The organism is Flavobacterium sp., assembly GCF_027531905.1.
Classification (GTDB): domain Bacteria; phylum Bacteroidota; class Bacteroidia; order Flavobacteriales; family Flavobacteriaceae; genus Flavobacterium.
The window spans coordinates 20,190-32,529 of the sequence record NZ_JAPZSU010000032.1; the positions used below are offsets into that span (position 1 = coordinate 20,190).

Annotated in this window: 11 protein-coding genes and 1 pseudogene; 5 read left to right on the forward strand and 7 right to left on the reverse strand. The window is 36.1% G+C overall.

Annotated elements, in window-relative coordinates:
- The first annotated feature begins 38 nt into the window (after window positions 1-38).
- The 3 genes from O9307_RS09060 to O9307_RS09070 all read left to right on the forward strand — a co-directional run bounded on the left by O9307_RS09060 (window position 39) and on the right by O9307_RS09070 (window position 4,124).
- Complete coding sequence (locus O9307_RS09060; RefSeq protein ID WP_298298021.1) at window positions 39-887, forward strand: class I SAM-dependent methyltransferase; 849 nt, start codon at window positions 39-41, stop codon at window positions 885-887.
- Window positions 888-1,129: 242 nt separating this feature from the next.
- On the forward strand, window positions 1,130-1,690 hold the full coding sequence (locus O9307_RS09065) for an OmpH family outer membrane protein (protein ID WP_298298024.1): 561 nt from the start codon (window positions 1,130-1,132) through the stop codon (window positions 1,688-1,690).
- A 163-nt stretch (window positions 1,691-1,853) separates the two neighbouring features.
- Window positions 1,854-4,124, forward strand: coding sequence for a helix-turn-helix domain-containing protein (locus tag O9307_RS09070; protein ID WP_298298026.1), 2,271 nt, complete (start codon window positions 1,854-1,856; stop codon window positions 4,122-4,124).
- 53 nt (window positions 4,125-4,177) lie between these two features.
- Here O9307_RS09070 and O9307_RS09075 read toward each other — a convergent pair whose 3' ends face one another.
- Complete coding sequence (locus O9307_RS09075; RefSeq protein ID WP_298298029.1) at window positions 4,178-5,167, reverse strand: SPOR domain-containing protein; 990 nt, start codon at window positions 5,165-5,167, stop codon at window positions 4,178-4,180.
- Window positions 5,168-5,422: 255 nt separating this feature from the next.
- Here O9307_RS09075 and dprA point away from each other — a divergent pair, with 255 nt between their 5' ends.
- Complete coding sequence (dprA, locus tag O9307_RS09080; RefSeq protein WP_298298032.1) at window positions 5,423-6,523, forward strand: DNA-processing protein DprA; 1,101 nt, start codon at window positions 5,423-5,425, stop codon at window positions 6,521-6,523.
- Window positions 6,524-6,839: 316 nt separating this feature from the next.
- Here dprA and O9307_RS09085 read toward each other — a convergent pair whose 3' ends face one another.
- Window positions 6,840-7,796 carry a 3',5'-cyclic-nucleotide phosphodiesterase gene (locus O9307_RS09085; protein WP_298298034.1) on the reverse strand — a complete coding sequence of 319 codons (957 nt, stop codon included), beginning with the start codon at window positions 7,794-7,796 and terminating at the stop codon, window positions 6,840-6,842.
- Between the two features lie 246 nt (window positions 7,797-8,042).
- Between O9307_RS09085 and O9307_RS09090 the strand changes: the two genes are divergently transcribed.
- Window positions 8,043-9,596, forward strand: coding sequence for an aldehyde dehydrogenase family protein (locus O9307_RS09090; RefSeq protein WP_298298037.1), 1,554 nt, complete (start codon window positions 8,043-8,045; stop codon window positions 9,594-9,596).
- A gap of 206 nt (window positions 9,597-9,802) precedes the next feature.
- On the opposite strand, the gene O9307_RS09095 is transcribed toward O9307_RS09090, so the two are convergent.
- The 5 genes and pseudogenes from O9307_RS09095 to O9307_RS09115 all read right to left on the reverse strand — a co-directional run bounded on the left by O9307_RS09095 (window position 9,803) and on the right by O9307_RS09115 (window position 12,296).
- Entirely contained in the window at window positions 9,803-10,303 is a 501-nt protein-coding gene (locus tag O9307_RS09095; protein ID WP_298298040.1) for a DUF6646 family protein, read from the reverse strand.
- A 34-nt stretch (window positions 10,304-10,337) separates the two neighbouring features.
- Window positions 10,338-11,063 (reverse strand): metallophosphoesterase family protein, encoded by a 726-nt coding sequence (locus O9307_RS09100; RefSeq protein ID WP_298298043.1) that lies wholly within the window; start codon window positions 11,061-11,063, stop codon window positions 10,338-10,340.
- Window positions 11,064-11,235: 172 nt separating this feature from the next.
- Entirely contained in the window at window positions 11,236-11,583 is a 348-nt protein-coding gene (locus O9307_RS09105) for a VOC family protein (RefSeq protein WP_298298046.1), read from the reverse strand.
- Window positions 11,584-11,663: 80 nt separating this feature from the next.
- Window positions 11,664-11,816, reverse strand: a pseudogene (locus O9307_RS09110) (DUF4256 domain-containing protein); the annotation flags it as partial.
- Window positions 11,817-11,879: 63 nt separating this feature from the next.
- Window positions 11,880-12,296, reverse strand: a complete 417-nt coding sequence (locus tag O9307_RS09115; protein WP_298298049.1) for a hypothetical protein — start codon at window positions 12,294-12,296, stop codon at window positions 11,880-11,882.
- Between the last annotated feature and the right edge of the window lie 44 nt (window positions 12,297-12,340).

Below are 12,340 nucleotides of genomic sequence, written 5' to 3' on the forward strand. Positions count from 1 at the left end.
TCAAAAGAGCAATAGTTTTTATTCAATCAACCATCCCCATGACTATTTTATCAAAAAAACATTTTCTTACTGTAAAAGATTATTCTGTTTCCCAAGAAATTTTCGAATTGTATCATGATGAAGAAACAGATATGTTAATTACCCATCCGCAACCTAGTTTGGATACTTTAGGGAAGTATTATGAAAGTGTAGATTATATTTCACATACGGACTCAAAACGCAGTTTATTTGAAAAAGCGTATCATTTTGTGAAAGGAATTGCTTTGAAGAATAAACTGCAATTAATTAATAACGAACAATCCTCAAAAGGACAACTTTTGGATATTGGTGCTGGAACAGGAGATTTTTTGTTGGTAGCTCAAAATGATGGCTGGAAAACTATAGGTATTGAACCAAGCGAAAAAGCAAAAAAGATTGCAGAAGGAAAAGGCATTTCTTTTGTAAAAGATACGACCGATTTAGCTTCTCAAAGTTTTGATTGTATCACCATGTGGCATGTGTTGGAGCATGTGCCAGATTTGGATTTTCAGATAAAAGAATTAAAGCGTTTATTAAAACCGACAGGAACGCTAATTGTGGCGGTTCCCAATTTCAAATCGTTTGATGCAAAATATTACCAAAATTTTTGGGCAGCTTATGATGTGCCGATTCATTTTTGGCATTTTTCAAAACAAGCGATACAAATGCTTTTTCAAAAAGAGAATATGTCGCTAAAGAAAATCCTTCCGATGAAGTTTGATTCTTTTTATGTGAGTTTATTATCCGAAAAATACAAAACAGGAAAAATGAATTTTATCAAAGCCTTTTTTATCGGTTTGCGTTCAAATTGGAAAGGAAGTCAAAGTAAGGAGTATTCTTCACACATTTATGTGCTTAAAAATACCTAAAATTGATTTTAAGCCCTTTTAAAGGGCGTTTTTGATCAGAACCAGCCTAAATCATGCTTTTTTAAAAATAATTCTGCATTCGTAAGCTATTAAATCCAATTTTAATCAAGTATTCTTATAGAATAATATTCTTTAATAATAAAAATTGATATAACTAAAATTTTGGCATTTTTCAAACTTTCTGTAGTTGCTAACTATTTTTTTATATTTTTGTCCTACATCATAAAAATAAATTAACTCCAATGAAAAAATCATTACTTATCCTTGCCCTTGCAATCGCCATTGTGTCTTGTGATAAAAAAGCAGAAGTAAAAGAAGTAAAAACGGCATATGTGGACACTTCTGAATTAATGAAAGAATATACAGAAGCAAAAGATCTTGAAGCTAAATATAAAGCACAAGCACAAGAGAAAGGACGTCAGTTAGAAGCTGAAATTAGTCGTTTTAAACAAGAAGCTGCCAATTTTCAAGCACAAGCACAAGCTAACGGTCAAGAATGGGCTCAGAAGAAAGGTGCCGAATTGCAAAAAAGAGAGCAACAATTAGGATATGCGCAACAAGCATTGTCTCAACAATTGCAAATGGAAAGCGGAAAAGAAATGGATTCTTTAGTAAGTGGTGTAAAGAAATTTATTAAAGCTTACGGAAAAGAAAAAGGGTATGCTTACATCTATGGTACAGGAGATGCTGCTTCTATTTTGTATGCAGAAGATAAATTTGATATCACTAAAGATATTATCAAAGCTTTGAATGAAAAATACAAAGCTGGTGGTAAAAAAGAAGAAAAAGAAGTTAAGAAATAAGCTTTTTTTATACAATAAAAGCCTTCATCTATTCAGATTGAAGGCTTTTTTTTTGGATTAATCAGATGTAATTTTTTCTTATTTATATTTCAGTATTTTTATTGATTTACAATTGTTTACTTCTCCCTTTTTTTAATATTTTAGTTCTTTATTTATACGCCTTATGCAAACTCTTTCTCAAGCCGCTGCTTATACACTTCAATTTATTAATCAGACCAATCGTTCTGTTTTTCTTACGGGAAAAGCAGGAACAGGAAAAACCACTTTATTACGAGAAATTATTCAAACTACGCATAAAAATACTGTGGTCGTAGCGCCTACAGGTATTGCTGCCCTTAATGCCAATGGTGTTACTATTCATTCTATGTTCCAATTACCTTTTGGTGCTTTTATTCCTGATTATTCTGAACCTCAATTTTTTGAGAATTCAAAATTCGAAACCAAATCTACTCTAAAACGCCATTTCAAAATGGGCGGACTTAAGAAAGCGGTTATTCGTAATATGGAATTGCTTATTATTGATGAAGTTAGTATGTTACGCGCTGATTTGTTAGACGCTATGGATTTCATGATGCAAACCGTTCGTAAAAATTCAAAGCCTTTTGGTGGTGCTCAAATTTTATTTATAGGAGATTTACTACAATTACCACCTGTTGTCAAAGAGGAGGAATGGCGCGTTTTGCGTAACTATTATCGTGGAAAATTCTTTTTTCATGCGCATGTTTTGGTTCAAGATCCTCCGTTATATATTGAGTTATCTCATATATATCGCCAAACCGATGAACGTTTTATTTCAGTTTTAAATCACCTGAGAAACAATGAAATTACAAAAGAAGATATCGAAATTTTGAACCAATATGTTCAGCCTAATTTTGATTTAAAAGCCAATAAAGGCTATATCTGTTTAACGACACATAACGTTAAAGCAGATGCTATTAATACTGAATCTATAAAAGAATTAACGGGGAAATTATATCGTTTTTATCCTGAAATTACGGGTGACTTTCCAGAGAAGATTTATCCATTGGAATCTCAATTAGAATTGAAAGTGGGCGCACAAATTATGTTTGTCAAAAATGATTTATCTTTTGATAAACAATATTTTAATGGAAAAATGGGAACAATTGCTTCATTAACCGATAAAGAAATTCGGGTGCATTTTGCTGAAGAAAATAAAACTATTGAGGTCGAAAAGTATGAATGGCAAAACATACGTTACAAAGTTGACCCTTTAACCAAAGAAATTGAAGAAGAAGTTTTGGGAACGTATGTGCAGTATCCTATTAAATTGGCTTGGGCGATTACGGTCCATAAAAGTCAAGGATTAACGTTTGACAAAGCTGCGCTTGATGTATCGCAAGTTTTTCTTCCCGGGCAAGCATATGTTGCTCTGTCGCGTTTACGTTCTTTAAATGGGCTTATTTTGCTTTCTTCGCTACGAATGAATGGTATTTCTAACGATCAAGAAGTAATGGACTACGCCCAAAATAAAGCCAGCGAAACGTATTTACAATCCGCATTGCATTTTGAAACTAAGAATTTTATCCTGGATTATTTATGTACTACATTCGATTGGAAGGATTTAGCACAAGAATGGCGCAATCATTTTTTTAGTTATGGCGATGTGTCCGAAGCTTCTATAAAATCAAAACATACGCAATGGGCTAAACAACAAGCCGAAATTATTGAACAACTTTTAGATCCTGCCTCTAAATTTGTTCTTCATTTGAAAAAAATATTTGCTGCTGAAACCGTTGATTTGAATTACGTTTTAGAACGCATCAATGCTGCATATGCTTATTTTTGGAAACCAATGGATGCCTTGGTAGAAGAATTACTTTGGAAGTTAGAAGAAACTCAGCACAGCAAAAAGGCCAAAGGTTTTTTCGAAGAATTGACTCAATTAGAAGAAGTTCAAACTAAAGTAGTTTTAAAGCTCATGAAAGCCCAGCTTTTGGTCGCTACAGTGGTTGCAGGAGAACCTATTTCAAAAGAAAAACTAACATCACCAACTATAAAGAATTATATAGGTAATAAAATAGAAAAAGTAAAGGCTGCTTTTAACCAACAAAACAGTTCTTTACTCGAAGAGGAAAAAGATATTGTTCGCTATTCTAGTTCCAAAAAAGCACCAAAAGAGAAAAAGAAAACTACCGTTGAGCAAACTTACGAATTTTGGTTGCAGAACAAATCGATTACCGAAATTGCTTTAATGCGAATGATTACTAAAGAAACGGTGATGCTTCATTTAACCAAATTAATTGCGGAGCAAAAAATCCAAATCAATAGCGTTTTATCTGAGGAAAAAATTGCTGCGTTAACTGAGGCTTTCTTTGGCTATCAAGAAGAATCTTTAGCACCATTAAAAGAAAAACATGGCGATACTTTTACTTGGGAAGAATTAAGAATGTTTAAAGCTAGTTGGAATTCCTAAAAAAGCTGAATAACCAAAAAAAAAACCTATTCGTAAAAGAATAGGTTTTTTTGTTATAGCGTCTGAATCAAAATCCAAGCATCTGGATTTTCATATTCAATGATTTCTTTTTGAGCTTTTTGAGCTTCGGCAAAGGTGGCATAGCTTCCATAAACTACTGGATAAAGACCATTTTTGTTCTCTGGAATTCTTTTGGCCTCGTAACCTAGTTTTTTTAAGGCTCTAAGCTCTTTATTGGCATTTTCTTCACTTCTGTATGCTCCTGCCATAATATGATATTTAAGCGAGCTTACTTCTTTTTTTGGGGTAGTGTTTACTGCAAGCGTAACCGATGGAATAGGGCTTTCTATGAAGAAAGTAGCTTCTTGAATTTTGTTTTGTACTTTTTTCTGAACCGAAGTTTCTACCAAAAGGGTTTCGTTTTCAATTTGTTTTTGATAGATACTATAAGCCACACTTGATGTAATTCCTAAACCTAAAACAAAAATCGCAGCATAACGCAAAAATGGGTAACGTTGACCTTTTGTTTCTTCCATTTCTTCTTCAGGAGCCAAAGTAAGCGTGTGTCGAATAACTGGTTCTTCGACCAAAGTTTTGGCCTCTACCGCTTTTTCAAACAATTCTCTTTTAACCATAGGAGACACAAACGGACTCAACCCAAAAGAAGTCGTCAAGTAGTTATTGGTATCTTCGGAAGTGAAGACTAAGTTAGCATCAGCATTTAATCTAAAAGTACCAATGTTTTTGAAAGAAAGAACACCATGTGTTTCTAATCTTTTTTTCCAGTTAAAAACCTCAAATTGAATAGCACTTACGGCATAATCGTAAGAAGTCTTTTCCGCTTGGGCGATATGATGCGCTAATAAACCATCATTGTTTTTTAAATTCGCATTAAACGAAATCATTTTTTTGGGTGGAAAAAATGAAGTAGTACTTTCTTGCAATTGTGCGGACTGAGTTTCGGTTAAAAAAGCACCAAATCCTGGTACAGCTACACATTGGTAACGGTACAAAAGCTGAGAGATGTATTGTTCGATTTTCATGTTAACAAAGTTAGCCATACAAAATAGTTATCAAAATTTTATTCACAATTTTTATTAACAAATTCGATTAAATTTTATACTTTTCAATTTCAAATACTTAAAATAAAAGAACGCAATAGACAGCGTTTTGAAATCCTTATAAATAGTGTTTTCTAGCGTTATTTTTTTAAGGTCAAAACTTGTTTAAAGAATGATTTTATTAATCGAAAGCCACATTTATTTTGTTTTTTATACGCCTAAATCAAAAGTACACGCATGACCGATCCCGAATTATTTTCACTTTTAGCCCTTCAAAGTGTAGAAGGAGTAGGCGATATCGTCGCCAAAAAATTAATCACTCATTTTGGCGATGCCGAGTCTGTTCTCCAAGCAAAATCTCATCAATTGGCTGCAATTGATGGAATAGGAGCTGTGTTACTCAAGAACCTGAAGGACCCGAGTATTTATCAAAAAGCCCAATCCGAACTGGATTTTATTCAAAAAAACGGTATTTCTGTGGCTTATTTTCAAGACGAAATCTATCCTGAACGATTGAAGCATTGTTTTGACAGTCCATTGTTGCTGTTCTCCGCCGGATCAATCGATTTGAATAACCGTAAAATCATTAGTATCGTGGGTACGCGACAAATCACTTCCAATGGAACTGAATTTTGTAAAAAATTCATCGAAGATTTGGTGCCTTTAAATCCTATCATTGTTAGTGGTTTCGCTTATGGAGTGGATATTGTGGCACATCAATTGGCGATGGAACACGGTCTACAAACGATTGGCGTTTTGGCGCATGGCTTAAATCAAATCTATCCCAAAACCCACAAAAAATTTATGGCCAAAATGGAGCAAAATGGTGGTTTTTTGACCGAGTTTTGGAGTACTTCCAATCCAGATAAAGAAAATTTTGTGCGCCGCAACCGCATTGTTGCGGGAATGAGTGAGGCCACCGTAGTCATCGAATCCGCCGAAAAAGGCGGTTCTTTAATCACCGCCAATATGGCCAACGATTATAACAGAGACGTTTTTGCCGTTCCGGGTCGTGTTACCGATAAATACAGCCAAGGTTGCAACACTTTAATCAAAACTCAAAAAGCCCAACTGCTCACCAGCGCTGCCGATTTAGTGTATCACCTCAATTGGGACTTAAAAACCAGTACAAAGTCCGTTCAAAAACAATTGTTCGTTTCTTTAGATCCCGATGAACAAAAAATTTATGATTACCTTTTGCAATCCGGCAAAGAAATGCTCGATAGTATTGCAATAGATTGTCAATTGCCAACGTTTAAACTTTCGAGTTTACTCTTGAATATGGAACTCAAAGGCGTCATTCGTCCCTTGCCAGGGAAATTGTTTGAAGCGATTTAAATTTTGCTTTTTGCTTTTAATTTGGGCGAGACCCTACGTAAAAACTTCGGGTCGGGTTGTACGTTCCCGCTTTTTTAGTAAAGGTTAGAAAAAGGCCTTTACTAAAAAGAACTCTACTACACACGAGCTAAGCGAATTGGCAAAGCAATCACTCACGCGAATCCTTATTTTAACTCAAGCTATTAAAATTTTGTGCTTTCTTCTCGGTAAGAAAATAATTGTATATGTCTCAATGAAGAAACTTAAATGACCTTAAATGCCTTCTATAGTTCAAAAATATCGAAACTTCTATGCCTTACATGTTTTAAATAATAACCTACAACTCCATACGCACCCCTTGTTCAGGAAAAACAAAAGTCAATCCCAACTCGTTTGGTCCCGCCAATTGTTGCTTTATTTTTTGGATAGCAGCAGCTGGAGGTTTCAAATGGGTAATGATGATTTTGCACTTTTGCAAGGCTTCTTTCCCTGTGAGTGTTCCTAAAACCTGCATTTCTTTCATCAAATGTTTTGGTGTTAAATGACCAAATAGGAATCCATCGGGTTGTTCGTTAGGAAACGAAACTTCTATAAAAATGCCTTTCAACTCTTGTTTTTGAATCAATGGTGCGATGGCCTTCCAAAGGTCGGCTAGGTTTGTGGTTTTTTCTACGGAGTCAGGTCCTGTGTCACCTAAATACAAGACCGCATTATTGTCTTTTTTTATTAAAAAGGCTGTGCTTTCGTAGGGATTTACGTGACTCAACGGAAACGCTTGTACCGTCATTGACGTATTCGAAATGGGTATTGTTTTCCCAAAAGAAAGGGTTTCGAAATGGTATTTTTTCAAGGGTTTACCTATGCCTGAATCGCCAAAATTCGCCCAAGTCTGGTCGTTGAAATAATGGTTTTGCATCATTTTCATAGCAGGAGCTATGGCGTAAACGGTTTTGGTCGAGTCAGCAGGTGAATTGATAATCAAACCCGACACGTGGTCCAAATGCGCGTGTGAGATACAATAGCCTTTGATGTATTGGCGCAATACTGTACTTGAAGGTACGTAGAAAGTACCTTTTTCAATTGCTTTTTCAATACCTGAATGAACGGTTCCAGCATCTAAACAAACGTATTCCTTTGTCCCGAAAGGAGCCACTAAATAGGCCGATAAATTGCGTTCATCGATTCCGCCATACACTCCCAAAGGCACCACTTCAAAAACGGGTTTCGCATTTTGTCCAAAAGAAACTATCGTGGACACTAAAAACAACAGCACGCATCCAAAAACTTTTCTCATCTTTTCTGCATTGAAAATTAAAGGTTAAAAGTACGGCTTCTGCGTAAAATGACTGTTTTTTCTAAATGAAATCTATCTTAATTTTGGGATTTAAGTTACTTTTACGGCAATTTATTAGCACTCGTATGCACAGAAAGTCTTGGTTTTTTGATGTTTACTGATTTTAATAAGCCTCCTTTCTTTGAAATTTACATCGAAATATTATCTTTACGAAAAAATATAACAATTTTAACCAAAAAAGTTACAATGACAACAATAGCGACTCAATTCGGAATGAACGAAGCCCTAGCGCAACTAGGTATTAAAGCAGTAAATGAAGGAACTTCTACTGGAACGCAGCATTTTGCGAGCGGTTCATTATTAGAAAGTTATTCTCCTGTAGACGGACAATTAATTGCATCAGTAACCACAAGTTCTGCTGCGGATTATGAAAAAGTGATGCAAACTGCGACAGCTGCTTTCAAAACATTTCGATTGATGCCAGCCCCACAACGTGGTGAAATTGTACGTCAGTTTGGAGAAAAATTACGCAAAAACAAAGAAGCTTTAGGGAAATTGGTTTCTTATGAAATGGGGAAATCGTTGCAAGAAGGCTACGGCGAAGTTCAGGAAATGATTGACATTTGTGACTTTGCAGTAGGATTGTCTCGTCAGTTACACGGATTGACGATGCACTCTGAGCGTCCGGGGCACAGAATGTATGAGCAATACCATTCGCTTGGTGTAGTAGGTATTATTTCTGCCTTCAACTTTCCGGTAGCGGTTTGGGCTTGGAATACGGCTTTGGCTTGGATTTGTGGCGATGTTTGTGTTTGGAAACCTTCTGAGAAAACGCCTCTTTGCGGAGTAGCTTGTCAAAATATTATTGCCGAAGTGTTAAAAGAAAACAACCTTCCAGAAGGAATTTCTTGTTTGATTAACGGCGATTACACTATTGGTGAATTGTTGACCAAAGACACTCGTGTACCTCTAATTTCAGCTACAGGTTCTACTAGAATGGGAAAAATCGTAGCACAAACAGTGGCGGGTCGTTTAGGAAAATCGCTTTTAGAATTGGGCGGAAACAATGCGATAATTGTAACTCCTGATGCTGATATCAAAATGACTGTGATTGGCGCTGTTTTTGGCGCAGTTGGAACCGCAGGACAACGTTGTACCTCAACCCGTAGATTAATCATCCACGAAAGTATGTATGACAAAGTAAAAGACGCTATTGTGGCGGCTTACGGGCAATTACGAATTGGAAATCCATTGGATGAAAAAAACCACGTGGGACCACTTATTGATACACAAGCCGTTGAAATGTATAACCAAGCATTGACTAAAGTAGTAGCCGAAGGCGGTAAAATTCTAGTAGAAGGTGGTGTACTTTCGGGTGAAGGATATGAGAGCGGTTGTTATGTAAAACCAGCTATTGCTGAGGCTCAAAATAGCTTCGAAATTGTACAACACGAAACCTTTGCTCCTGTATTGTACTTGATGAAATACAGTGGTGATGTTGAAAATGCTATCGAGTTACAAAATGGTGTGGCACAAGGTTTATCCTCTGCTATTATGACCAATAATTTGCGTGAAGCAGAACGTTTCTTATCAGTAGCGGGTTCGGATTGTGGCATTGCCAATGTGAATATTGGAACTTCGGGAGCTGAAATTGGTGGTGCTTTTGGTGGAGAAAAAGAAACTGGTGGCGGAAGAGAATCAGGTTCTGATGCTTGGAAAGTGTATATGCGTCGCCAAACCAATACGATTAATTATACAACCAATTTACCTTTGGCACAAGGGATTAAATTTGATTTGTAATATCGATTTATATAAAAAAACCCTTTCAGAGTTTAATTCTGAAAGGTTTTTTATGGCTAATTGTTTCCAAAAAACACCTGATGTGGCTTCCTAGTCCCGATTGCAGAGGAAATCCTTATAGCCCGGGGTTCGGGCTATAAGATTGCAACGGAAAGCGGGACTTTGCTCCCAAAAAAGCGTATTGCCAACTGCTCCTAGAACAACATTTACAAGCTAAAAACAGCACCAATTGAAAAGGTAAATTGGTTGTTTAGATTATAATAACCACGGTCATTGTTTTGGTATTTAGCAATGGGAAATCCGGCTTCGGAAAACAGACCAAAACCATTGGTAAACATATAACGCATCCCGACATGACCTCCAAAATTCTTTAATCCTAAGCTTAAACCTGGATAAACATCTAATTTTTCGTCGATTTGCAACACACTGCCTAAGTTGGCATTGATACGAATTTTGGCATCGAAACGGTCTTTGAAAGCAGGTTTGCTTCCGCCATTTAATCGATCAAATCCAAGAACATAAGATCCTACAAAACCATAGGAAAAGTTTTCGCCGAGACCAAAATCAGAGGCTAATTGAATGGCATTTCCGCCATTTTGGATATTTACACCTACACTAAATTTATCGTCGCCTTTTCCGGTGAACGCTTGTTGTGCTTGGATAAAACTAAAGGTAAATAAAGCGGTAATAAGAGCAATTGTTTTCATTTTGTTTAATATAAATTGATTCAATAATGTGTTGTTAATTTCTTCCTTTTTCGTCGAAATATAACTGATGTAAGGGTTCGCTTTGCCAATATTCTTTGGTATCGATGTCCATAATTGTGAGTGATCCTTTGAAGGCGGCACCTGTGTCTACATTCCAAACATTAGCCATTTGAACGGGTATCGTTTGCTCTAATCGAGTGACTGGAGTGTGGCCAATATAAATTTCGTTATAAAGCGTTAGGCGTTTTGGGTACGACAAATGGTCTTTGGGCAATGCTTTATCTAAGGCTACAGCTGTTTCCCAAAGGGTTCTATCCCAATAAAATAAGCGAGGAAAGTATTCGTAATGGATTCCATTAAGATTGGTAAAACCCGCGTGAATAAACAATCGGTTCTGCTCGTCAAGGTAATAATTGTCTAAAGAGTGTAAGAATTCGATATGCTGCTGAATGGTAGCTTTGTCTACTTTTTCATAAGCCAATACGGTCGCTTCGCCTCCGTGTTTGTACCACAAGGGGTTGTCTTTTCCACTATCTAGGTAGTCTAAAAAAAGTTCATCGTGATTCCCTTTGATGCAAATGATGTTATGTGTTTTTTTCATTTCGATGAGCAAATCGATAACTTGTGGAGACTGGCTCCAGCCATCGACATAATCGCCCAAAAAAATCAATTTATCGGATGGGGTTACTTTGGCTCGCTCTAATACTTGATGCAAGGCACGCAAACCGCCGTGTATGTCTCCAATAACTAATGTTCTCATGTAGTGTGGTATTCGAAAATAGAAATGCAAAAATAGGGGAAAAAAGTGCTTGATTTATTTTAAATTAGTTGCTTGCGACACTATTTACTTCTATCCAATACCCATCTGGGTCCTGAAAATAAACTTGCTGAATTCCATCGGCGCGAGTGGTGATTTTGTTTGGCTCTCCTGGTCAATCGGAATACGGTATGTGTTCTTTTTGCAATTGCTTTATCAAGGCATCAAAATGTGGTGTGGTTAAAGCCAAATGCACCGCTTTGTTGATTGTCACTGGAGAAGGAATCGTGGAAACCAAATGCAACTCTTTGCCGTCTCCTAAGGAAAACCAACGAATGCCTTCTTTTTGAGTTCGATTGGTGATTTTTGTCAAATACAAAACTTTGGAATAAAAAGTCGCGGCTGTATTGACATCTTTTACAGAAATAGCCAGATGATTTAAGGTCAAACCTAACGTTGTTTTTTCTTGGGCAAACAAGCAAATCGACCAAAGAAACAAACTGTATGTAATTGCTCTTTTCATAGTTTTTATGGTTTGAATAAAAACTAAAGATAGGTATTTTTAAGTATACGGTATTTTTATATCATTTACGGTAGTGGGCACTATACCTTCAGCACTCCTCTAAACCCTCTGGCTGCATAATAGGATGATGCGCCATTGTGGTATATGAAAACCGTTTTGTAACGGTAATCGCCAAATAAAGCACCACCTAAAGCGCGAATCGGAACAGGCGTCAACAACCAACTTGAGGTTTTGATTTATAAAATTGACGAAAACTGTTTTTCAGAATGAAAAAACAGCAACTTTCGATTCGAAAACTAGCTTTCTGTTACCATAAAACTTGGAGCAAAATTCTTTTTCTTAATAAAAAAAAGAGGAAAAAACAGAATCCAAATCAACGATAGCTTTAATTTTTCAACAAAAAAAATTTGAAGTACAATAGAAAACGTAACTATTCCAATCATAAATCCTAAGAACAATTTATAGGTAACACTTGGATTGATGGTAAGCACTTTGGTTTTCTCATAACGCAACTCAAATTCGGTTTCATGGGTAGTCACTTCATTTTTAATCGTGACTGTATGTTTACCATTTGGCAAACGAAACTCCATTCGATTGTTTTGATAATTCATAAGCATAAAGTCGCCATTATTTAGGCGTACTTCATACGTATTGTTCTTATTATAAATGCCAGCACTTTTGGACATTCTTACGATAAGGGTACTTTCGGTCATAAATGTGGTTATAAATAAGATTCAAATATAAAAATTTTCTTCTT

Coding starts and splice junctions, on each gene's coding strand:
- O9307_RS09060 (WP_298298021.1), top strand. CDS start 39: ATGACTATTTTATCAAAAAAACATTTTCTTACTGTAAAAGATTATTCT.
- O9307_RS09065 (WP_298298024.1), top strand. CDS start 1,130: ATGAAAAAATCATTACTTATCCTTGCCCTTGCAATCGCCATTGTGTCT.
- O9307_RS09070 (WP_298298026.1), top strand. CDS start 1,854: ATGCAAACTCTTTCTCAAGCCGCTGCTTATACACTTCAATTTATTAAT.
- O9307_RS09075 (WP_298298029.1), bottom strand. CDS start 5,167: ATGAAAATCGAACAATACATCTCTCAGCTTTTGTACCGTTACCAATGT.
- dprA (WP_298298032.1), top strand. CDS start 5,423: ATGACCGATCCCGAATTATTTTCACTTTTAGCCCTTCAAAGTGTAGAA.
- O9307_RS09085 (WP_298298034.1), bottom strand. CDS start 7,796: ATGAGAAAAGTTTTTGGATGCGTGCTGTTGTTTTTAGTGTCCACGATA.
- O9307_RS09090 (WP_298298037.1), top strand. CDS start 8,043: ATGACAACAATAGCGACTCAATTCGGAATGAACGAAGCCCTAGCGCAA.
- O9307_RS09095 (WP_298298040.1), bottom strand. CDS start 10,303: ATGAAAACAATTGCTCTTATTACCGCTTTATTTACCTTTAGTTTTATC.
- O9307_RS09100 (WP_298298043.1), bottom strand. CDS start 11,063: ATGAGAACATTAGTTATTGGAGACATACACGGCGGTTTGCGTGCCTTG.
- O9307_RS09105 (WP_298298046.1), bottom strand. CDS start 11,583: ATGAAAAGAGCAATTACATACAGTTTGTTTCTTTGGTCGATTTGCTTG.
- O9307_RS09115 (WP_298298049.1), bottom strand. CDS start 12,296: ATGACCGAAAGTACCCTTATCGTAAGAATGTCCAAAAGTGCTGGCATT.